The 22,881-nt window shown below is 40.9% G+C and carries 21 protein-coding genes and 1 pseudogene; 10 read left to right on the forward strand and 12 right to left on the reverse strand.

The window, feature by feature from the left end; genetic code table 11:
* A pseudogene (locus ACKI4H_RS16865) lies at positions 1 to 126 on the forward strand (IS982 family transposase); the annotation flags it as partial.
* 96 nt (positions 127 to 222) lie between these two features.
* Here the strand turns inward: ACKI4H_RS16865 and yaaA are convergent.
* Positions 223 to 1,005: a peroxide stress protein YaaA gene (gene yaaA / locus ACKI4H_RS16870; RefSeq protein ID WP_407307778.1), complete on the reverse strand. Its 783-nt coding sequence runs from the start codon at positions 1,003 to 1,005 to the stop codon at positions 223 to 225.
* Between the two features lie 124 nt (positions 1,006 to 1,129).
* On the opposite strand from yaaA, the gene ACKI4H_RS16875 reads away from it, so the two are divergent.
* Positions 1,130 to 1,762 carry an alpha/beta hydrolase gene (locus tag ACKI4H_RS16875; protein ID WP_407307780.1) on the forward strand — a complete coding sequence of 211 codons (633 nt, stop codon included), beginning with the start codon at positions 1,130 to 1,132 and terminating at the stop codon, positions 1,760 to 1,762.
* Between the two features lie 81 nt (positions 1,763 to 1,843).
* Here the strand turns inward: ACKI4H_RS16875 and ACKI4H_RS16880 are convergent, their stop codons facing one another.
* The 6 genes from ACKI4H_RS16880 to pheA all read right to left on the reverse strand — a co-directional run bounded on the left by ACKI4H_RS16880 (position 1,844) and on the right by pheA (position 11,193).
* On the reverse strand, positions 1,844 to 2,353 hold the full coding sequence (locus ACKI4H_RS16880; protein WP_407307782.1) for a GNAT family N-acetyltransferase: 510 nt from the start codon (positions 2,351 to 2,353) through the stop codon (positions 1,844 to 1,846).
* 132 nt (positions 2,354 to 2,485) lie between these two features.
* Positions 2,486 to 5,287, reverse strand: a complete 2,802-nt coding sequence (locus ACKI4H_RS16885) for an autotransporter domain-containing protein (RefSeq protein WP_407307785.1) — start codon at positions 5,285 to 5,287, stop codon at positions 2,486 to 2,488.
* 874 nt (positions 5,288 to 6,161) lie between these two features.
* Entirely contained in the window at positions 6,162 to 6,539 is a 378-nt protein-coding gene (locus ACKI4H_RS16890) for a hypothetical protein (protein WP_407307787.1), read from the reverse strand.
* A 109-nt stretch (positions 6,540 to 6,648) separates the two neighbouring features.
* Positions 6,649 to 8,895: a bifunctional prephenate dehydrogenase/3-phosphoshikimate 1-carboxyvinyltransferase gene (locus ACKI4H_RS16895; RefSeq protein WP_407307789.1), complete on the reverse strand. Its 2,247-nt coding sequence runs from the start codon at positions 8,893 to 8,895 to the stop codon at positions 6,649 to 6,651.
* 3 nt (positions 8,896 to 8,898) lie between these two features.
* The gene (hisC, locus tag ACKI4H_RS16900; protein ID WP_407307792.1) at positions 8,899 to 10,005 is read right to left on the reverse strand and encodes a histidinol-phosphate transaminase; all 1,107 of its coding nucleotides are present in this window, start codon (positions 10,003 to 10,005) and stop codon (positions 8,899 to 8,901) included.
* Between the two features lie 78 nt (positions 10,006 to 10,083).
* Positions 10,084 to 11,193 (reverse strand): prephenate dehydratase, encoded by a 1,110-nt coding sequence (gene pheA, locus ACKI4H_RS16905; protein ID WP_407307794.1) that lies wholly within the window; start codon positions 11,191 to 11,193, stop codon positions 10,084 to 10,086.
* A 582-nt stretch (positions 11,194 to 11,775) separates the two neighbouring features.
* On the opposite strand from pheA, the gene ACKI4H_RS16910 reads away from it, so the two are divergent.
* Positions 11,776 to 11,898, forward strand: coding sequence for an AMP-binding protein (locus ACKI4H_RS16910; RefSeq protein WP_407307796.1), 123 nt, complete (start codon positions 11,776 to 11,778; stop codon positions 11,896 to 11,898).
* A 252-nt stretch (positions 11,899 to 12,150) separates the two neighbouring features.
* Positions 12,151 to 12,324, forward strand: coding sequence for an AMP-binding protein (locus ACKI4H_RS16915; RefSeq protein ID WP_407307798.1), 174 nt, complete (start codon positions 12,151 to 12,153; stop codon positions 12,322 to 12,324).
* A gap of 30 nt (positions 12,325 to 12,354) precedes the next feature.
* Here ACKI4H_RS16915 and ACKI4H_RS16920 read toward each other — a convergent pair whose 3' ends face one another.
* Entirely contained in the window at positions 12,355 to 12,720 is a 366-nt protein-coding gene (locus ACKI4H_RS16920) for a hypothetical protein (RefSeq protein ID WP_407307800.1), read from the reverse strand.
* A gap of 8 nt (positions 12,721 to 12,728) precedes the next feature.
* Between ACKI4H_RS16920 and ACKI4H_RS16925 the strand changes: the two genes are divergently transcribed.
* Genes ACKI4H_RS16925 through ACKI4H_RS16935 form a run of 3 tightly spaced genes read left to right on the forward strand, consistent with a single transcriptional unit; the run spans position 12,729 to position 13,898 of the window.
* Complete coding sequence (locus ACKI4H_RS16925; protein ID WP_407307803.1) at positions 12,729 to 12,944, forward strand: hypothetical protein; 216 nt, start codon at positions 12,729 to 12,731, stop codon at positions 12,942 to 12,944.
* Positions 12,931 to 13,335 (forward strand): AMP-binding enzyme, encoded by a 405-nt coding sequence (locus tag ACKI4H_RS16930; protein ID WP_407307806.1) that lies wholly within the window; start codon positions 12,931 to 12,933, stop codon positions 13,333 to 13,335. Before ACKI4H_RS16925 ends, ACKI4H_RS16930 begins: the two co-directional genes overlap by 14 nt.
* Before the next feature lie 44 nt (positions 13,336 to 13,379).
* A complete protein-coding gene (locus ACKI4H_RS16935) occupies positions 13,380 to 13,898 on the forward strand; it encodes a type 1 glutamine amidotransferase domain-containing protein (RefSeq protein WP_407307808.1) in 519 nt (172 codons plus the stop codon).
* 34 nt (positions 13,899 to 13,932) lie between these two features.
* Here ACKI4H_RS16935 and ACKI4H_RS16940 read toward each other — a convergent pair whose 3' ends face one another.
* Both ACKI4H_RS16940 and ACKI4H_RS16945 read right to left on the reverse strand, forming a co-directional pair.
* The gene (locus tag ACKI4H_RS16940; protein WP_407307810.1) at positions 13,933 to 15,075 is read right to left on the reverse strand and encodes an acyl-CoA dehydrogenase family protein; all 1,143 of its coding nucleotides are present in this window, start codon (positions 15,073 to 15,075) and stop codon (positions 13,933 to 13,935) included.
* A 149-nt stretch (positions 15,076 to 15,224) separates the two neighbouring features.
* Positions 15,225 to 16,571 carry a dicarboxylate/amino acid:cation symporter gene (locus tag ACKI4H_RS16945; protein ID WP_407307813.1) on the reverse strand — a complete coding sequence of 449 codons (1,347 nt, stop codon included), beginning with the start codon at positions 16,569 to 16,571 and terminating at the stop codon, positions 15,225 to 15,227.
* Between the two features lie 428 nt (positions 16,572 to 16,999).
* On the opposite strand from ACKI4H_RS16945, the gene ACKI4H_RS16950 reads away from it, so the two are divergent.
* Positions 17,000 to 18,001 (forward strand): glycosyl transferase family protein, encoded by a 1,002-nt coding sequence (locus tag ACKI4H_RS16950; protein ID WP_407307815.1) that lies wholly within the window; start codon positions 17,000 to 17,002, stop codon positions 17,999 to 18,001.
* 260 nt (positions 18,002 to 18,261) lie between these two features.
* On the opposite strand, the gene ACKI4H_RS16955 is transcribed toward ACKI4H_RS16950, so the two are convergent.
* Together ACKI4H_RS16955 and ACKI4H_RS16960 are read right to left on the reverse strand one after the other, a co-directional pair.
* Positions 18,262 to 18,528, reverse strand: coding sequence for a YeaC family protein (locus tag ACKI4H_RS16955; protein WP_407307845.1), 267 nt, complete (start codon positions 18,526 to 18,528; stop codon positions 18,262 to 18,264).
* Between the two features lie 3 nt (positions 18,529 to 18,531).
* Complete coding sequence (locus tag ACKI4H_RS16960; RefSeq protein WP_407307817.1) at positions 18,532 to 19,473, reverse strand: NAD(+) kinase; 942 nt, start codon at positions 19,471 to 19,473, stop codon at positions 18,532 to 18,534.
* Between the two features lie 417 nt (positions 19,474 to 19,890).
* Here ACKI4H_RS16960 and mrcB point away from each other — a divergent pair, with 417 nt between their 5' ends.
* Together mrcB and ACKI4H_RS16970 are read left to right on the forward strand one after the other, a co-directional pair.
* Entirely contained in the window at positions 19,891 to 22,287 is a 2,397-nt protein-coding gene (mrcB, locus tag ACKI4H_RS16965) for a penicillin-binding protein 1B (protein ID WP_407307819.1), read from the forward strand.
* 33 nt (positions 22,288 to 22,320) lie between these two features.
* The gene (locus ACKI4H_RS16970) at positions 22,321 to 22,869 is read left to right on the forward strand and encodes a tetratricopeptide repeat protein (protein WP_407307847.1); all 549 of its coding nucleotides are present in this window, start codon (positions 22,321 to 22,323) and stop codon (positions 22,867 to 22,869) included.
* Positions 22,870 to 22,881 lie beyond the last annotated feature (12 nt).

The following is a 22,881-nucleotide window of genomic DNA, read 5'->3' on the forward strand; positions in this document are numbered from 1 at the left end:
CATTTGGTGACGAGTAAAGCGAGAAGCATTGAAGGATACTTAGCTGGAATTTATGCATCTCTATGTGCTTACCAGTTATGCCATCAAAACAAGCCAACCATTCGAGTAATGGAATTATCGGCTTAAGCAGGATTCAGGTTATTTAATAATTATTGTAATTAACCTATTTATATTTTAAAAATCCCGATCAATTTCGGGATTTTTTATTGCTTACAATAAAGACTAAGCGACTTGTTGCTCATCTCGCTTAAACACCAATTCACCTTTAAGTGAGCTTTCAGCATCAAAATAATAACCATCAACATTAAAAGATTTTAAATCTTCAGCATGATTTAACTGGTTTTCGATAATGTAGCGTGCCATTAAACCGCGTGCTTTTTTAGCATAAAAACTAATAACTTTGTATTTCCCGTTTTTTTGATCCAAAAACACAGGTTTAATAATTTCAGCTTTAATTTCACGCTCATTGACTGACTTATAATATTCATCCGATGCAATATTCACCAATAATTCTGAATTGTTATGTTCCAGATCATCATTGATTAAACGGGTAATACGATCGCCCCAGAATTGATATAAGTTATGACCACGTGGATTGTTGAGTTTTGTGCCCATTTCTAAACGGTACGGCATCATTAAGTCCAAAGGACGTAACAAACCATACAGCCCTGACAACATTCGTAAATGATTTTGTGCAAATTCAATATGCTGGCCATTCAGATCATAGGCATTTAAGCCGGTATACACATCACCTTTAAAAGCAAATACAGCCTGACGTGCATTGGAGAAATTAAAGTCTGACTGCCAGTCATTGAACCGCTCAACATTTAATTTGGCAATTTTCTCACTCACACTCATTAAATTGGATAGATCTGCAGCAGACAGTTTACGACTTACGTCTATAAGTTCTTGTGAATATTCCAGCAATCTTGGTAAGGTATGCGCATCGGTGGGTAGTGCAGATTCATAATCTAAAGTCTTGGCAGGAGAAATTAAGGCGAGCATGAAGAACCTGATCAAAAAATAATTAAACAAACTATAACAGTAGACTTATTTTATTTCCAATTTGTGTTTTTACTGAACATTATCGGTAAAATACCTCATTCTCCTGTTATTCATCGGTTGTTATATGTCCGAGCAAATTTTCATTCAAGGTCCTGCTGGTCAACTTGAAATTTTTGTTGATTATCCACAGGGTGAAGTGAAAGGATTCGCGATTGTATGCCACCCCCATCCCTTGCAAGGCGGTACTCCACAGCATAAAGTACCTACCCTTCTCGCTCAAATGTTTCTTGAACGCGGTTGTATTGTCTACCGCCCAAGTTTCCGTGGCTCAGGTCAAAGCGATGGCCTGCATGACGAAGGCTTTGGTGAAACGGATGATCTTTTAGAGGCCATTAAAAAAATTCGCTCCCAGCATATTAGCCTGCCTTTTTATGCCGGTGGCTTTAGTTTTGGTGCGCATGTCATGGCAAAGAGCTATGCAGCCTTACCTGTAGAACTGCAACCAAAACAGACCATTTTATGTGGTCTGCCGACTGCAACAGTTGCCGGTATACGCCATTACGTTACGCCCGCAATTAAAGGTGATATTCTCTTCATTCATGGTGAAGCCGATGAAGTGACCCTGTTGTCCGACATGATTGAATGGGCGAAACCACAGCGGCATTTAGTGACGGTATTGCCGGGTGCCAACCATTTCTTTACCGGCTACTTAAAGCAATTGCGGATTGCAATGACCCGCTACTTAGCGCTTGGCTAAATAATAAAACCCATCAGATGATGGGTTTTTTATGCTTCTCGCAGCAGTTTTGCAGTTAAGTGATAAATCGCTGCTCGATATTTAGGATTGTTGCACTGCATCAACAACCTTTCCACCCAAACGTTCAATGACTTTTAGACTCGCCCAATTTTCTTCGGCTAAAGGATAAATCAATCGCTGATGGTTTAAGTCCTCAAAGGCATAATGGACTAGAGTATCAACCGCTTCATAACCATATTTATGACCATGCTGACTTTCCTTGATCCAAATTCCAAGCAGGGGTACTTCATCCTTTAACCGATGTAAATCACAAAGCCCCATAAATTCCAAGCTTTCCGTATGCCGTATCACAAACACATACTCTTCATGAGCTGCCATGTTCTCTAGCCAGTTTTGCCATACCGTTGCAAACGCTTGTTCATATTTTGGCAGATCCCATGCCATAAAACGCGTCAGGCTTGGTGTAATCGCAGCATAGGCTTCTACTGTATCAGATGCACGAAAATAGCTTACTATAAGACGTTCACTTTTGAGTTGAGGGCGAATTTTAGTGGAGTTATGAATAGGAATGAACTGATTTGATCGTATCAACGCTACATTGAAAACGATTCACAAAAGTATTTAAAATTCGCTTTAACAGAAGCTGCATAATAATAACCTTTATAGTTATTAATCCTTAAGAAATCAAAGATTCCTGAATAGGATCTTTTTTATCCATGTGCTTTAAAAGCTGTACTTCAGACCAAGTTGTAACTGGTAGTCACCTGAATCAAGCGCATTACCATTGGCATCACCAAAGACATTCCAGTTTTGACCACCTTGATAGTTAAAGCCCACACCGTACAGGAAATAATCTTTTTCAAAACTTGGCGGTGTAAAATCAACACTGGTCGCACGATCCACATTCATTGAAAGCGCCACTTTGTCATAATCATGGTTGAAAGCATTTGCATATTCACCATAGCCAGTTAAAACCACACTTGGCGTTAACTTGTAATCCAAGCGAACCCCTACATGAGCTTTGGTTTCAGCTACAGCAACATCACTGACTGCCACACCCATTGCATTTGCTTCTGTTACCCCATCGAGGTCAACAGTGTTGTAACTAAGCGCAAGATAAGGACTGATATTCAACTGGTCAGCGAAATAGTCATAACCGATCTCGCCATATACACCGTATTTGGTTAAATCTGCTTTTGAACGAGATTCTTCAGTGATTTCCCCATCGGTAATGAAGCGCTTAAATTCCACATCACCCATGCCAAACTGCATATTACCTGCCAGATACATACTGTCAGTCGCTTGCCATTTCAGGTAAGCACCCAAGTTGGTCACATCAGTTTCAGCAGTCGCATTGGTATTATCGAAGTCTGATTTATCCTGATACTGACTAACATAAACCCCCATCGCCAAGCGATTTGAAACCATTGCATCAGCCCCCCCAGAAACAGTGCTAACCCTAGATTCAACATCATCCCATCCACTCGCAGAATTTTTGTTGTTCAGGTAAGAACCATTCAACCAAAGCCCACCCTGACCAGTAGACAACAACTGGTAAGAACGCTGTGCAATTTGAGCATTCACCAGAGAATTATTACGCAGCAACACCGATGGAGTTTCAACAAAAATCGCCCCTGAATTAGAGTTCAGAATGGCTTGCGCTGCTTCTCTGGTCGCAACAGACTGGATTGTGCCGACATACTTGGTCAGATCAGTTACCTCACCATTTAAGGCTTGGGTATTTGCCTTATTCATCAACTGGTTCAGAAGCTCACCGGAAACCTCAGAGATACTGCTTGATGCCGTACCCGCAGCTACAGCATTCGTATAATCTACATCAACAGTGACCTTGTTGGACTGATGATCCAAACCTTTTACAGTCAAGAATGGAGAAATTGACTGGTACTGAGTAAACTCCCCTGTCACCTTATTGGCGGTCAAAACCGTATGCTCGCCTTTGGTCAGGATTTCACGGTTTGCAGCAGACACTTCAAGCGAACCTGCAAGTGCTGCATTGCCTTTAATGGTCAGGTAATGATGCAAATCGTAGTGCAATGTACCTGATTCATCTTGGTTATAATTACCATTTACAGTCAGACGACCATCAGCAGTAGTGACCTTGCCACTGTTCATAACCGAACTGATATTGCCGTTACCTGACAGCACCCCGGCACCATTTATCGTCACGGGACTTGTAATTGAGCCAGTTACACGCAGTTTGCCCTTCTTCACACTGGTGGAGCCTGTGTAGGTATTTTTCCCTGACAGAACTAAAGTACCGTTACCATTTTTGATCAAGCCTGCATCACCACCAATATCATTCGAGAAGACACTCACACCGATGACATTGGCATCAAATTTATCACCAAACTCTTTGCTGAATAATTTAATCCCTTTCAGCGAGCCTTCAAGGTCTAAACGCCCCCATCCAGTAGTGCTGTTATAGAGCTTGTTCGCACCTGAACCATCATCTAGATAATCGGCATTGGTCAGCAACACTTGACGCACCTGATCAGCAGTCAACCATGAATATTTAGACCAGACTAGCGCAGCAGCAGTAGTTACTTGAGGGGCAGCAGCCGAAGTGCCGGAAAAATACACCAGACCATGGACTTTATTGCTATAAAGCAGGCCAAACTTGTAATCCGCAGCCAGACACCAACGCGCAGCCTCACCACATGCATTCGCCCCTTTACCTTGGGCATTACGAGAAAGCTGTTGACCTGTTTCATCCACACCCGTCACACTTATCACGCCTTTTTCAACAGCTTTATTGCCCACTGGAAGCAATGATTCAACAGAGGGATTGGCAAACCCGTCATTACCTGTAGCAAATACCACCAGAGCATCTCTCTTCGCCAGTTCGGCAGTATAATCAATCAGATGCTGTTTATAATCGCCAGATGCAAACATAGTCGTAAAAGAAGCATTAAATAGTTTCACAGCATATTTTTCATTCAGGTCATTCATTGCCTGAAGATGGCCTGCAGTTGTTGCATATCCCAATTCACGATCAGCAGACTGAATACCATAAATTTGGGAAATATCTTTGGCCAATCCTTCTGTCATGGCCTTTTCCATAAAATTAGGTTGAGCAGGAATCTTGCCTGCTATGATTTGAGCAACCAATGTCCCATGCAAACTAGGTCCTACGTCTTGTACAGAGATGTCTGCATTCGTTAAATCTTCAACCGTGAAAGTACCCGCCTGATAATCATTAATGTATTTTAATACTTTCTCTACAGAATCCTGCAAGTAAGTATTTTTCTGAACACCCGTATCCGCTACACCAATTGCTATCTTATTGCTGCCTTTCGCAGTATCAGCAACATCAAACTTGGATTTATCATAAGTGTAAGGTGTTGGTGTTGGTGTTGGTGTTGGTGTTGCACCATTACCATTATCTAGATCATTGTCAATTGGCTGAGAAGTTACGAAGGGTAAAGATTTAGATCCACTACATCCGGTTAGCATGAGACTAACGACGGCGAGTGCAAAAGCCGATGGAACTGTTTTGATGTTCATACTTACACCTATTATTATATTTATTATGGTTTTATAGATTGATTAGAGTATGTTGAAATTTGCTGCTTAAAAAATGAAAATAAAGTGGAATGTAATCTCCAAACTTCAGTCCTTGCTCGCAAAGTTTTGTCTCTTACTGAAGCTGAAGGATCAGCTTTACTCAAAGCTAAAAACTATTTTTTATAATTTTGATATTTAGCCCGAACTTAATTTAAGAATTTTTATTGGAGCTATATTCTATTAAATTCGACTCTATCGCCTTTGGCTGGGTTTACCCAAAACATTCGGCAAATCAGATTCTATGTTTAAGAAATTTAATCGAAAATTTAAGATTAGTAAGTTATTAAATATATTTTAATTGTTATTGAATGAAACTGGTCTCGAATAGAACTACACTCATACCAGCCATATGTGGGCACATCAATATACGATAGAAATTAAGATTCAAGCTATTTCACAATGTATAAGTCGAAATAGTTCTAAATACACTTAGCAAGTCAGTCACATAGAAGCCATCTTGGGTTTATCATTGATAACGATAAAATTCAGGGTGTGAGAGTAGCACCTGAGTTGATTAATCGCTCGGACTTAGCTGGAACGGAAATATTCTGTATAGATAAAGGCTAGGATTTCGAATCATCCAGAGAAAAATAAAGGGAACTCAACAGGATATTCCAAAAAATATAATTCAAAACCCAGTAATACGCTTATGAACTGGTATTGATATAAAGTCAGTCATTTGCTGAAAATATATTTCCAAGAGTGGACCAGCGTTGAGGTATTGCAACATTTTATGACAAGCAAAAGCAGAACTTTTAAAGTTCTGCTTTTGCTTACACTTTATCTGATTGCCATTATGAAATATTAACAGTCCCTAATTTTTCCATTCAAACTCGCTAAAGCTTTCCTGCTCTTTTAGAGACGCTTCCACTGCCTGCGCCAACTGATTCAACAAACTCTGTTCAGTGATCCGGTCTAGCCAATCCTGTTCTTCATCTGGATATGATGTGATTTCACAGACTAAATGTCCTTCTGCATCATGACTTTGGCAAGTGACAGACAAAGGTAAAGATTGATTGTCTACACTTACAGCAATCTGATCACCACTTTGCGGCAAGGTCTGAAAACCATATTGAACCAATTGTTTCGACAAAAGATCAGTAACATATTTCTGCGTCACATGGCAATCATCCAATTGCTGAGACCCATGATTATGATTGTCACAGTTTGCCGTAAATTGTAATTTTTTCATTTGTGCATCCAAACGCATTTTTGTTGTATGGTTTTAGCATAAGCAATAAAAACAAAACAGCCAAGCAAAAGCTTGGCTGTTATCTAAAGAATATACAATATTAGACTAATTATTCACTCACTTGAATCGCTAAACCTGCCTGATTTGCAAGTTCTGTAAATGTCGGAAAACTGGTTGCCACAGTTTCTGTACCAACAATTTTGATTTCGCCTGAAGTACGCAAGCCTGCCATACTAAAACTCATCGCAATACGATGGTCATGATGCGATTCAATTTCACCACCATTGAAAATTGCAGACCAGTCACCTGATTTACCTTTACCTTCAATAATGATGCCATCGTCGGTTGGTGTGCAGTCAATGCCCATGGTTTTTAGGCCATCTGTCATGACTTGGATACGATCCGATTCTTTCACACGAAGTTCGGCAGCACCGGTCAAAATGGTTTGACCTTCTGCACATGCAGCCGCGATAAATAATGCCGGGAATTCATCAATCGCCAATGGCACCTGATCTTCCGGCATATGAATGCCTTTTAAAGTACGTGTACCGCGAATTCGAATGTCTGCAATTGGTTCACCACCAGCAATACGTTCATTTTCAACAGTCAGGTCCGCACCCATCTGTTTCAAAATTTCAATCACACCGGTACGGGTCGGATTAATGCCGACCGCTTCAAGAGTTACATCTGAATTTTCAGTGATCGCTGCACCGACCATAAAGAATGCTGCCGATGAAATATCAGATGGCACCTGAATTTCAGTAGCTACAAGTTTTCCACCACCTTGCAGTGAAATACGGTTGCCTTCAGTTTTCACCTCATAACCAAAAGCACGCAACATACGTTCGGTATGGTCACGGGTAGGTTCTGGTTCGGTTACCGAAGTTTCACCCTTTGCCCAAAGACCTGCCAACAAAATTCCTGATTTTACTTGAGCAGATGCCATAGGTAAGTCGTAGTGAATGCCTTTTAGGTGCTGATTACCTGTGATGGATACTGGCGGTGTACCGCGTTCACCTGTAGTTTGAATCTGTGCACCCATTTCACGTAAAGGCTTGGCAATACGTTCCATTGGACGTTTAGACAATGAGGCATCACCAGTCATTACTGAATCAAATTTCTGTGCACACAACATACCGGAAAGCAAACGCATAGAGGTACCCGAGTTACCCATGTATAAGGCACTTAAAGGCTCTTTTAAGCCATTAATACCAACACCATGAATGGTTACTTCGCCATTTTCAGGACCTTCAATGCTGACACCCATAGCACGGAACGCTTGAAGGGTTGCCAATGCATCTTCACCTTCCAAGAAACCAGTCACATGCGTTGTACCTTCGGCAATCGCACCAAACATGATAGAGCGATGTGACACAGATTTGTCACCTGGCACGGTAAATTTACCCTGGAATTTTTTAGCGCCAGGCAAAATGGTAAATTGTTGTGTCACTTTATTTTTCTCCATCAAGGTTTTTTTAGAAAGCATGTGATTGAAATGCTGACGAGCCGCTTGAGCATGTTCAAGCAATCCCATCAATGCTTTGGAATCTTCATCTTCAATGAGTTTGCGAATTTGAGCCAGTTGCTGTTCAAAGCCATCAACCGCATTCAAAATTGCTTTTTTATTGGCAAAAAAAATGTCATGCCACATCTGCGGATCACTGGCCGCAATACGCGAAAAATCACGAAAACCGCCGGCAGCATAACGGAAAATATCCAAGTTATCTTCACGGTTCGCCAGTTGCTCGACCAGGTTAAATGCCATTAAATGCGGAAGATGACTGGTATGGGCCAGCACTTCATCGTGCTTGTCGACATCCATACAAATCACTTCCGCTTTTGCGGCTTGCCACAGTTGAACCAGTTTATTCACGGCCCAGTCGCTACTCGTAGGAAGCGGAGTCAAAATTACTTTATGATTGGCAAATAAATCGACCTTACCTGCGTGTACCCCAGTATGTTCTGCGCCTGCAATCGGATGACCCGGCACAAAGCCTGCCGGCAAGTTTTCACCATAGACTGCTTTTGCAGCATCCACCACATTGCCTTTGGTACTGCCTACATCAGTAATAATGGTTTTTTCTGACAGATAAGGTTTGATGGTTTCCAGCACTTTTTGCGTTGCACGAACAGGCAAAGCCAAAACCACCAGATCCGCACCTTGCACGGCAGCAACAGGATTGCTATAACCTTCCTGAATCAGACCAAGCGCTTTTGCATCATTCAGGGTTTTCTGTGAACGCGTTGATGCAACAATTTGTTTTGCCAATTTTTCGGCAATCATCACACGAGCCAGACTTGAGCCAATCAGCCCAAGTCCAATGAATGCAACTTTTTCAAACAGTGGCTGAGACATGGCTTAGGCTTGTTCCTCTACACCGTTTATTGATAAATCAAGTACTTTTGCAAGTGCTGTCAAGAACTTCGCATTTTCAGCTTCAGTACCAATTGATACCCGAAGATGATTTGAGATGCCGACAGGACGCACAATCACACCTTCTTTCAATAATGCATTAAAAGTCTGTGCAGGATCAGCCTCTACATCGACCAAAATAAAGTTGGCACGTGACGGTACATAATTTAAACCTAGTGCAACAAAACCTTGTTCAAGCTGCTTCATGCCCGCCTTATTGACCACACGCGATTGCTCAATAAAGTCTTCATCTTTCAGTGCCGCAACTGCAGCGACCATTGCAAGATGATTCACGTTAAACGGCTGACGAATACGGTTCAGGTAATCAGTCACTTCTGCCGATGCCAAGGCAAAACCAACACGCAGTGCAGCCAAGCCATAACATTTAGACAAGGTACGGCTGACAATGATGTTTGGATATTGTTCTAAGAATTTTAAGCTGTTGAAATTTTCCGGGAAATATTCCACATAGGCTTCATCCAGAACCACAATCACATTGGCCGGTACTTTCTGCATGAATGCTTCAAATTCAGCTTCTTCAAACCAGGTACCGGTTGGGTTGTTTGGGTTAGCAATAAAGACCAGTTTGGTATGGGCTTTAATCGCGGCTGCCATGGCATCCAGGTCATGGGCAAAGCCTTTTGCCGGCACTTCAATCGCTTCTGCATTAATCGCTTGAGTCACCAAAGCATATACAGCAAATGCATGCTGGCTATACACCACAGAATCGCTTGAAGAAACGAATGCACGGGCAAACATTTCCAGCAAGTCGTTTGAACCATTACCCAAAGTAATCCGGTCAGCAGTCATGCCAAACTGTGCCTGAATCTGGTCTTTCAAGATAAAACCGCCACCGTCCGGATATCTTCCGATTTCTGCCAACTCAGCTGCCACAGCTTGCTTGACTTTGTCAGAACAGCCCAAAGGATTTTCATTTGAAGCAAGCTTGACGATATCAGTAATTCCTAACTCGCGCTCAAGTTCACTAATGGGTTTACCTGGCTGATAAGGCTTTAACTTTGAGATGCCTTCATTGGCAGGGACAAACGACATGTTACTCTTCCAGTTATTTCAAGTGATAAACGTGGTCAACCTCACTTTAAAATTGACCACCGCTTTGATGGGTAAGATTTACAGTACTGCAATCGGGTAAGAACCCAAAACTCGAACTTCTTTAACCAAAGGACGAATTTCTTCAATTGCCGCTTTCACATTTTCTTGCTCAACATGGCCTTCCAGGTCAATAAAGAAAACATAAGCCCATTTTTCTGGTAATGCAGGGCGAGTTTCAATACTGGTCAGACTAATGTTGTGTTTGGCAAAGGGTGCCAGAATCTCAAGCAAAGCACCGGCACGGTCATGTGCAGAAATGAGTAAAGATGTTTTGTCATTGCCACTTGGCGGTACTTTTTCACGACCAATCACCAAGAAACGCGTGGTATTTTCCGGATTATCTTCGATGTTGGCGTGTAGAATTTCCAGGTCATAAATGTTGGCAGCCACTTCAGATGCAATTGCTGCCGAATGCCATTCATTGCGAATACGGCGGGCCGCTTCAGCATTTGAACTTAGGGCAACACGTTCAACACCCGGATAATGTGCATCTAACCAGCCACGGCATTGCGCCAGAGTTTGCTGATGTGCATAAATCTGTTTGATGCTGTCTTTACGGGTATTGGAGGAAACCAGAAATTGGTGATGAATACGCAATTCAACTTCACCAATTACATTTAAATGTGAGGCTTTAAAACAATCTAAAGTATGGTTTACCACACCTTCAGACGAATTTTCTACAGGTACCAAACCATAATGTGCACTGCCCGCTTCTACTTCACGGAACACCTCATCAATGGTAGGAAGTGGCCGGACAATGGCATCTTGTCCAAAATGCTTAAGGACTGCTGAATGAGTAAAAGTGCCGACAGGACCCAAGAACGCAACACTTTGCGGAGCTTCAAGGGCCAAGCAGGCTGACATGATTTCGCGGAATAAACGCGCCATTGTCACATCAGACAACGGTCCTTCATTACGCTGCATAACATTACGTAAAACTTGCGCTTCACGCTCAGGACGGTAAAACATCGGATTCTCTTCAGAAGCAAATTTTGCTTTTGCCACTGCTTCTGCCAATTTCGCTCGACGATTGATAAGTTGTTGAATCTGCTGATCTACAGAATCAATATCCTCACGAATTTGAGCAAGGTCAAGAGAAGTCTTTGTGTTTTGATCGTCATGGATCATTGTTATGTCGCCCTTCGAAAACATTATGCAAACAGTATAACAATAGTTAGCTTTCAATTGTTACGCAATAAGACTTTGATTGATTCAGTCTTAAAAACATACAGTTGATTTAATCAGCAATTTTATTGCTCATGTTTTGCCATGAATATTTGAAATTGATGACTTTCGCCAGTTGAATGAAAATCAAGCAATCCGCTTGGATTTTTAAATACAGCACACACATGCCAATTTTATGCCATTTCGTTAAATGAATTTATTGGTATTTGCACATAAAGTTATATTTTAAAGCGCTTAATCCTGATAGTTTTTCTCTTGTTTTTTTCAATTACTATTTTACAGATTGACAGATTTGATCATGATGAAAAACACCGGTTTACTCGATGTTAGAAGATCGATGTCAGAACTGACATTAAAAAATCAAAAACAATTTAAAAAGATAAATTTAAAGATTTGAGATGAGCCATTACACACAGCGCCTTTGAGAAAAACATTTGCCTGCGTCATTACATGGTTAATTGATGATCTCTACACCTTATATATACCAATTACCTGCGACATCATCTCAACCATCAAAAAGGCGATGTGGTCGGTCTGCAAATACCAAACTCTTTGCGATACCCGATTGCGGTATTTGCATACTGGAAAGCCGGACTGATCATCACCAATATCAATCCTCTTTATACACCGCGTGAGCTTGAATCCTAATTGAAAAGCAATGATGCAAAAGCACTGATTATTTCTGATTTATTTTTAACCACATTTGAACGAGTAATTTAAAATAATCTCGAACTTGAATCTCCGGCATTCGTCACCGCAAGTTTAAGTGAGTTTTTTGATGAATCGTATAACGGCATGATCGCACAAAAATGTAGGTAGATTCTGAAGCACAAGGCCTGTTACTACACAACCTTCCATTAACTATTGCACCTTCTTCGACGCTTTGAAGATGGGTAAAATTTGGCAGCTTATACTCCAATTCACCATGATATTGCTTTGTATCAATATACGGGTGGAATGACTGGACGCAGCAAAGGTGCGGTAGTCAGCCATCAAAATATGGCATCTTTAGTAAAAATCACCGGTGATTACGTGCGCACCAATCTGGATTTAATCATCAGGACTGTATTTTAACCGCCATTCCGCTGTATCACATTCTTGCTTTCAACGTAAATCTCCTGATGTTCTTTGAAGGCGGCTCCCGTAATTTAATGACTCCAACGCCTCGTCCGGTGAGCAATTTAAACTGGTCTTTGAAAAATTTAATGCCACCTGGCTAACCGGTGTAGATACTTTATATGCGGGACTTTTGGCAGAAGATTGGTTTATACAAAATCCACCGAAGCTGACTTGTGCCATGTCTGGTGGAACGACACTGCGCCCGACCGTCGCCGAAAACTGAAAAGCCAGAGTCAGTACGATTATTAAAGGCTTTGGCATGACTGGAATCAGTTGTACCGCGCTACTGTATCCACCGGTCAGCGAAATTCGCCAAGGTTCGGCTGATTTTCCAATCCCGGGTTTGGACATTAAAAATTGTGAATGCACAAGTTCAGGAAGTACCCTTGGGTGAAACTGTTGAACTGTGCATTAAAAGCCCACAAATTGTCTTAGGCTATTTAAGCCATCCAGCCAAGACAGCAGAAACTTTTGTTGATGGTTGGTTACATACCGGTGATATTGCCAAAGTGGATCAAGATGGCTTTTGTTATATTATAGACCGCAAAAAAGATAGGATAATTGTGTCCAGATGAAATGTTTATCCCAATGATAATTGAAGCTATTCTTGAAAAATATCCAGATATTATTGAAGCTGCAGTCATTGACATACCCGACGAACGCACGGGAGAATTGGTCAAAGCTTTTATTACGTCCAGTAACCCAAATCTTTCAAGTGATCACATTCTAAAACATTGTAAAGAAAACCTCATTGCCTACAAAGTCCCAAAATTCATTGAGATACTGAACGAGTTACCAAAGCTAACTGTCGGAAAACCTGTGTGCGGAACGTCGACAAATGCAACAACAACAAAAATATCGCTTAGACTCAAATCATTACGGCACTTATCTCTCGTTCAAAAGCCCTCTATTCATGGCTTTTACTTTTGCAATAGTTATTTACCAAACTGCATCACAAAACTTTAATCTTTAATCTATAGTCTTTTAACAAAGCAATTCAGAGAAAAATAATGCCAAAAAGAATCGCTGTTTTAGTGACTCATGATTTTGAAGACGTGGAATACTCAGAACCGGTACAGGCCTTTCGTGCAGCTCGTCATAGTGTTTTGAATATTGAAAATAGAGCCGGCAATATTGTCTACGGTCATAAACGTAAATCTGCAGTAACCATAGACCAAAGTATAGATGATGTTTCAGTGCATGATTTTGATGCCTTACTTATTCCTGGTGGCCACTCCCCTAATCATCTGTGTGGTGATGATCGTTTTATTCATTTTATACGTAACTTTGCCCATGCAAAAAAGCCAATAATGAGTATTTGTCATAATCCTCAGCTACTCATTACCGCAAAAGTAGTCAAAGGACGATTAATGACGACGCTTAAAACCTTCGCTACTGATCTGATCAATGCTGGCGCGGTATATTATGACGTGGGAGTCGTGAATGACAATAATCTTTATATCTCTTCACGTTCGCCGGAAGATTTACCCGCTTTTATCGAAGAAAGCCTGATGGTATTAAGTCAATAAAAAAGAGCCAAATGGCTCTTTTTTATTGCATGGATTAGCGCCCTAACATATTGCGTGCAACAATCTCTTTCATAATTTCATTGGTTCCGCCGTAAATACGCTGAATACGGGCATCCACGAAGAAACGTGAAATTGGATATTCAGTCATATAACCATAACCACCGAACAGTTGTAACAGGTTATCGGCAATTTTCATTTGCATATCGGTACTGAAACTTTTTAATGCTGCCGCTGTTTCTACATCGAGTTTACCTTGCATGTAGAGTTCGACATTCTGGTTATAAAATGCAGCTGTTGCCAATTCATCAATTTTTGCCTGTGCAAGTACAAAACGAGTATTTTGAAATTGACTGATCGGCTGACCAAAGGCTTGACGCTCTTTCACATAAGCAACCGTGACATCAATTGAACCACGAATCGCACCCATGGCTGTTGAAGCAATCGCTGTACGTTCACGTGGCAATTCTTGCATTAAATAAGCAAAACCTTGCCCTGCCTGACCCAGCAATTGATCCTTCGGCACTTTGATATTATCAAAGAATAATTCTGAGGTGTCCTGCGAATGCAAACCAATTTTATTCAGGTTAGTACCCTTTTTAAAGCCGTCTAAATGTGTATCCAAAAGCATCAATGATACGCCTTTTGCACGTGCCTGAGGATCAGTTTTTACGGCCAATACCACTAAGTCCGCATGTTGACCATTTGAAATAAAGGTTTTTGAGCCATTTAAAAGGTAGTGATCACCCTGCAAAATCGCATTGGTACGCATGGCTTGTAAATCAGAACCTGCACCCGGCTCGGTCATACCAATGGCACCAACCACTTCACCCGATACCATTTTCGGCAACCAGTATTGTTTTTGTTCTTCAGTCCCAATATGCAAAATATACGGCGCTGCAATTTCAGAATGGCATGAAATACCGGTGGATAATGCACTAAATCCAGCACGTGCAGATTCTTCAACCAACATCAGTGAATAATGGGTCGGAACGCCATACCCCCCATATTCTTCAGGCACATCGACACACAAGAAACCATTTTCGCCCATCAAATTCCAGATAGAACGAGGCATGATGCCTTCCTGCTCCCATTGTTCATAATGAGGTGCAACATGCTCATTCATAAAGCGTTTGTAGTTATCACGAAATAGTTCTAAATCAGCATCATAAGCCAACATATAGCGTCCTTGTATTGGGTTGTTGTATTTATTCCTTTCCCATCCTATTCATTTTACAAACATCTGTCATGTTCTGTAGAGGTCTTATTTCATGACTTTTGGGTCAATAAAAAAGGAAGCCGAAGCTTCCTTTTTCTTAATCCAATCTTTTAACTATGTGGTGTATCTGCTTCTTCAAGCATCTTGGCATCCACATATTCAGGGTTATTTAACGCATGATGAAGCTGTTCAGTGTCCAATTGACCGACCCATTTTGCAACGACGATTGTCGCCAATGAGTTACCAACCAGGTTAGTCAACGCACGTGCTTCAGACATGAAACGGTCAATACCTAGAATCAAGGCCAAACCAGCCACTGGAATATGCCCCACTGCAGATAGGGTCGCAGCCATTACAATGAAACCGGAACCGGTTACACCCGCTGCACCTTTTGAGGAAATCAACAACACCACAAGTAATGTAATTTGATGTTCAATATCCAACTGGGTATTGGTTGCTTGGGCAATAAAGATTGCCGCCATGGTCAAGTAAATAGAGGTACCATCCAGGTTAAATGAATAACCTGTAGGAATCACCAGACCCACCACTGACTTTTCACAACCTGCAATTTCAAGTTTCTTCAACATACGAGGCAATACAGACTCTGAAGAAGATGTACCTAAAACAATCAATAATTCTTCACGAATCATACGAATCATTTTTAAGATACTGAAACCACAAACACGGCTGATTGTGCCTAATACAATGAAGATAAATAGCAAACATGTCACGTAGAAGCACAAGATCAATTGACCCAACTGTGCCAGACTGCTAATACCATATTTACCAATGGTAAATGCCATCGCACCAAACGCACCGATCGGCGCCAACTTCATAATCATGTTTACGATATTAAAGAAAACGTGAGAGACTTGATCGATAAATTTAAGTACCGGTTTACCTGCATCACCAAGTTTATGCAGCGCAAAACCGAACAGAATCGCAAATAACAATACTTGAAGAATTTCACCTTCAGCGAAGGCACCCACAACCGTATTCGGGATGATATTCATAAAGAAATCAAGCGTCGATTGTGAAGCACCTGATTCTACATATTTAGAAATACCTGAGGTATCCAAAGATGCAGGATCGATATTCATGCCTACGCCCGGTTTTGCAACATTAATTACAAGTAAACCGATCAGTAAGGCAATCGTTGATACAATTTCAAAGTAAAGTAACGCAATACCACCAGTTTTACCCACTGATTTCATGCTTTCCATACCAGCAATACCACTGACGACTGTACAGAAGATTACTGGTGCGATGATCATTTTAATCAAACGAATAAAAGCATCACCTAAAGGTTTAAGTTGCTCACCTAAGCCCGGAACATATTGTTCTGCACCATTAATTATTTGCGTTCCACTTGGTGAAAAATGACCAACGAGGATACCTGCAATAATGGCAACAATCACTTGAAAATAGAGTGATTTATAAATTGGTTTTTTAGCCATGACATTACTTCACGATATATTTCTAAAATAAGAAATATTCAGTTTTTGTCTATTTTCAAAAAATAAACAGCCCAAAACCCTTTTGTCTGGCAAAAGAGCACCAAAGCATTGAATTCATTCAATGCTGAACAATAAATACGTATTATAAGGGTGATTAAAAAAATCACGATATTCTGAACTTTTCCAAATTCAAAACCGCTAGATCAGGAGATTGGAATGCAACAAAAGTCTAATATAGATTAAATTTTACCTAATTTTTTAGTTCTTGTTCTCGCTTATTTGTTAATAAGACTAAATAATCATCAATTTCTTATTAGACATTGGTCTAAACTCAACCACTGAAGTTTTGTTGGAATTAAGCTGCAATATTCCTGTCAACTTTATAAAATACCTGCATACTTATTTTACTTGCCCATAAAGTTAGACTTATGCAAACCAAAAGAAATATCTATAAAGATTTTGAACATCCTTTTGCACAATACGTACGTATTGTGGGCAAAGGCAAAAATGGCGCGCGTTCACTCAGTTATGATGAAGCCTATCAAGCATTTAGCATGATCTTAAAAGATGAAGTCCTGGATGTTCAGCTTGGTGCTTTCTTAATGCTGTTGCGTGTTAAAGAAGAATCTGTAGATGAGCTGGCGGGTTTTGTGCAAGCGACACGTGATCAACTCAATTTTAAAAATCTGGATGTCGATTTAGATTGGTCATCGTATGCAGGTAAGCGTAAACATTATCCATGGTTTTTATTGGCTGCCCTCACTTTGGCACAACATGGTTATAAAGTGGTGATGCATGGTGCATCAGGTCATACCATTAACCGTCTTTATACTGAACAGGTATTGGAATATCTCGGTTACGCCATTTGCCAAAATGACACAGAGGTGGAACAACAATTACAACAACGCAATTTTGCCTATATTCCTTTAGAAGCAATTTCACCCATCTTAAGTGACTTGATTGCCTTACGTAACGTCATGGGCTTACGCTCCCCAATTCATACCCTTGCCCGTTTAATTAATCCATTCAATGCTAAAGCAACGGTGCAAGCGATTTTCCATCCTGCATATCGTGCTTCACACCAACAGGCGGCTTTTAAACTAGGCTATAAAAACAGTGCGGTAATTAAAGGCGAAGGTGGGGAATTCGAGCGTAATCCAGATGCTAAAACTTTAATTTGCGGCATTAAAAATGGTGAGATGTATGAGCACGAATTACCAAAACTGACTGAAAACCGTAGCCCGATTGAAGAAGAATTAGATTTAGCAGTTTTTAAAGCAGTTTGGGAGGGCAAGCAAAGTCATGAATATGGTGAAATTGCAGTGACTGAAACCATGGGAATTGCTTTATATACGATGGGTGCTTGTGCAAGCTATGCTGAAGCGATGTTAAAAGCAAAAGAACTTTGGCAAAACCGAAAAACTGTTTAATAAGCAAAAGGATCAGGCTCTGCGGAGTCTTACTGTCTATTAGCAAATATCTGGAGCTCTTTGTGTTACTTTTTAAAAATGAGTAATACTGTTACGCAAGAAACTTTTTCCATTCGCAAAACTCGACAAATACTACCGAGTATTATCTCTCTTGCAAAAACAGGACTATATGAATATAGTCCTGCCTCGAACAATTGCGAATGGCTTTTACGTGTAGCCAAAACTTCAATTTAAAGTTTAGCGACTAGAACAACTGATCATTAAACAAAACGAATCGGTTTGAATTCAGGTTCTTCAACATGCGAATCGCAATGTTCATCTTCTTCTTTGGTGCCTCGGTCAATATAACCGCTGCGCTCAGTTTCAGGTAGATTTTTCATTTCCCACGCATATACTGCTTGCATACAGGTCTGACGCTGTTCAGCCGTTAACGCAACACCATTAGGCCATTTACCAATTTCTACTGCTGTTTTTAAACGCGAAACAATTTCAGGATCGAGTACGGTAAGCATTTGTTCAATATTCATCATTTAATCCTGCTGTTGTAAAGAGTCAAAATCTTGATTCCAACCCAATTTGGTACGACATGCTATATAGAAGTCATAACCTGGCGGATGGAGTAAATTCAATTTAAATGGATGTTTACGGATATGTAAACTGTCCCCAACATTGAGTGAAACACTATGTTGACCATCGGCACTGACCATCGGCAACACACGATTTTCACGAATGATAATCTTAATTTCACTGTGTCCACCGACCACAATCGGACGCGAAGATAAGGTGTGCGGATGCATCGGCACTAAAGATATGGCATCCATACTCGGATGAACAATCGGTCCACCACCCGATAAGGCATATGCCGTAGAACCGGTAGGAGTAGAAACAATCAGACCATCACTATGTTGGCGATAAACATACTGTCCATCAATATTCAGTTCGAAGTCAATCATATGAACCGATCGACCCGAATGTAGAACCACATCATTCAGTGCAACGGCATCATAAATACTTTCGCCCTTGGAACGAATTTCCATTTCCAACAAGAAACGCCGATCCAACTGAAACTCACCTTTGAGTACTTGGTCGAGCTTAAATATAACTTCGGTCGGCTTAATATCGGTTAAAAAGCCCAAACGACCACGGTTTACGCCAATAACAGGCGTATTATGTTTTACCAAGGCACGTGCAGCATGTAATAAAGAGCCATCGCCACCCACCACAATCACCAAATCAACCACTTCACCGAGTAAAGCACGACTGACGGTTTGTGTATTGGGATAAGGAACCAGCGCTGCTGTTTGAGAATCAAAAACAGGATGAAGCCCTAAACTTAAAAGATGGTCATGAATGAGACTTAAAGTTTCAACGACGGAGGATTTATCTGGACGTCCTATTAATCCAATGTTTCGAAAAGTCTTATGTGAAATTTGCACCTGAGTCATCGCTCCGCTACGATTCCTACCTATCATAGCATTAACCCTATTCAATTTAAAAAACTTTAAAGTTCTCTGTGACGCTCTATATAGATTAATTGGTTAGTTACTAAAGCATAATGTGCCTCACTTAGCCACACGAACTCCAGCACACCTTCTTGCAAGTTTAAGCAATATTGATTTTTTATGATAAAGATCACATTTTTTAAGCAGTATTTGAGCTTTATAAGGTTACTCTATGGCTCAGTTCTGGAAAAGTATTTTAAAATTGATGCTATATTTTAAAATAAAAACCAAGCTGTAAAAATAATATTTTTTATAAAATCAATAACTCATTATAGGGTTACTGAATTTTTTATTGCTCTATTTTATCTTCATTCACAGTTTAATTATTGCAAAAAAATGAAAAGCTTCGCATGATTAGCACAATTTATCAGGATCTTATATTAATTGATGAAGTCTGAACGTGGGATCGGTTTACTAGCGCTTATTTTTTCAATATTCGTCATTGGTGCTTTCTTGGCTTTTAGTATCTATTTAATACGAATGGATAATATTGTGCGGGACAAGTTTGAAGGACAGCGCTGGGATATTCCGGCAAAAGTATTTGCTCGCCCTTTGGAAATCTATACCCATGCGCCGGTCAATCAAACAGACTTTACTCAAGAGCTGAAATTACTCGGCTATAAGAATTCTGACAGCTATACCAAATCTGGGAGTTATGTCACTTCAGGCGATTCACTTTATGTCCATACCCGTGGTTTCGACTTTGGCGATAGCGCAGAACCTGAACAGGTTTTAAAAGTTACCTTTAATAATAATCAAGTGGGTGAAGTCAGTGCGACCAAACCTTCATCGACCGGCATCGCCCGTTTAGAACCATTACTGATTGGTGGCATTTACCCGCAGCATAATGAAGACCGTGTCCTGATTAAACTCGCCAAGGTTCCTAAACCTTTAATTGAAGCGCTCATTGCGACAGAAGACCGTAACTTCTATCACCACCACGGAGTTTCGGTTCGCGGCATAGCACGTGCTTTAGTCAGTAATGTGACCGGCGGTAAACGTCAGGGCGGTTCAACCCTGACCCAGCAATTGGTAAAAAACTTCTATTTAAGTCCAGAAAAAACTTTAAAACGTAAGGTTAATGAAGCTTTAATGGCGTTGTTAATTGAACTTCATTACGATAAAGATGAAATTTTGGAAGCTTATTTAAATGAAGTAAATCTGGGGCAAAACGGTAGCTATTCAATTAATGGTTATGGTCTGGCTTCACAGTTTTATTTCGGTTTACCGCTCAGTGAACTCAATACTGCTCAACAAGCATATTTGGTCGGTTTGGTTCAGGGACCAACGCTGTTTAACCCGTGGAGGAATCCGGAGGGTGCAAAAAAACGTCGTGATATTGTTTTACATAATATGCTGGTCATGGGTTATCTGACTCAGGAACAGTTTGAGCAAGAAGTCGCACGCCCCCTCAATGTCATTGCAAAACCGACTTTGGGTCCTGCCCGCTTCCCTGATTTTCTGGATATTGTACGCCGGCAATTGCGTACCGAATATCAAGAAGGTGATTTAACCAATCAGGGTTTGAGAATTTTCACTACGCTTGATCCGATTGCACAAACCAAGATTCAAGAAGCATTTAAGTCATCTGTTTCTGGCTTAGCCAATGCCAATCCTAAGCGTTTAAAAAACTTGCAAGGTGCAGTGTTAATTTCTCATCCGGAAAATGGTGAACTGGTTGCAGCGGTGGGTTCTACACAAGACTTTACCGGTTTTAACCGTGCTTTAGATGCCAAGCGTCAAGTAGGGTCTTTGCTCAAACCAGTAATTTATTTAAGTGCCATTGAATCGGGACGTTACAATTGGGCAAGTCCAATTGAAGATAGTGCGCTGAATATTGCCAGTGAAGGAAAAACCTGGACACCTAAAAACTATAGTGGCGGTGAGCATGGTGTCATTCCAATGGTCGAAGCTTTGGCCAACTCCTACAACCTTTCAGCAGTGCGTTTAGGTCAAGAATTTGGGATTTCGACTTTCAGTAATAATCTTAAAAAATTTGGCGTGACTTCGGACATCCCGACTTATCCATCAATATTCCTCGGTGCAATTGACATGTCACCTATGGAAGTGATGAGTATTTATAGCAACTTTGCCACAGGCGGATTTAAATACCCAATCAAGTCCATTCGTTCTGTAGTGGATGCAAATGGGCGTTTACTGGATCGTTACGGTTTGACCGTTCAAAAAACCATTGATCCCTCTGCGGCCTATATTTTGAATTATGGCTTACAACAAGTGATGAGTTCGGGTACAGGCCGTTCAGCTTATAGCGTCTTACCTACCGATTTAAAGTTGGCGGGAAAATCAGGAACTACCAATGATACGCGTGACTCATGGTTTGCGGGTTATTCGGGTAATTACCTGAGTGTGGTGTGGTTAGGGCTGGATGATAATAAAGTTACGGGTTTAACTGGTTCTTCAGGTGCCCTTCCTGTGTGGACCAATGTCATGAAGCAACTACGTCAAAAACCTGTAAATTTACGTCAAACTGAAAATGTCCAATGGCATTGGATTGACCGTACGACTGGCTATTTATCTGCACAAGGGTGTGAAGGCGCCATGTATATTCCGATCCTGCGCAGTAATGTGCCACGCCAAGCAACCGCATGTGGTTTACCTCATTATCAGGTCGAGCCAGTTTACAATTCTGACACTGAAAGCAATCAGGCCACACCTGCAGAAGACGATAGTATTGAAAACTATATTCGTGAAAGTGAAGCTGAAACGCCACGTGAACCTTCTAGTAATAGTCAGATCATTTCAAGCGGTAGCTATAATAATTAAGGGTGACAATTCATAATGAATGTTCGATTCAACATGTATCGGCAGGTGCTGATCGGTTTTGGCATAATCGCTTTGGCCGGCTGTCAAAGCCTGCCAGCCCCTGAGACCAAGGAACCGACAAAACTTGTACCTTCTGAAAAGAAGGAAATTAAAACACCTTCTGGCGTGGTCATTACCCCTTATGAGCGCGAAGAAATTCAACGTAAAAAAATGCAGGTGGTTGTTCCTCAGCAAAGAAGTACGCAGCAATTTGATGATGGTCGCAAACTTCCTGCATTCAAAAAATTGATGCAACAAACTCAACTGGCCTATAAACAAGGGCAATGGAATCAAGCAGAGGCTACTGCACTTCAAGCACAGCGTTTGGCACCACAATCTACCGAGACTTTTTTGTATTTGGCGTTGGTGGCCAATAAAAAAAACCAACCTTCAAATGCGCAAGCTTTAGCGCAACGTGGACTGAGTTATGCACAAAGTAAAGCCATGAAAAAGCAACTTTGGCTGGTTATTTTAAAAGCTGCACAACAGCAAAAAGAGCAAAAAACCATTCAACAGGCGCAAAAAGCGCTGAAAAGCTTATAAAATTCTGAATGT

Origin of the sequence: Acinetobacter sp. (assembly GCF_045628685.1) — a bacterium.
In the GTDB taxonomy this organism is placed as follows: domain Bacteria; phylum Pseudomonadota; class Gammaproteobacteria; order Pseudomonadales; family Moraxellaceae; genus Acinetobacter.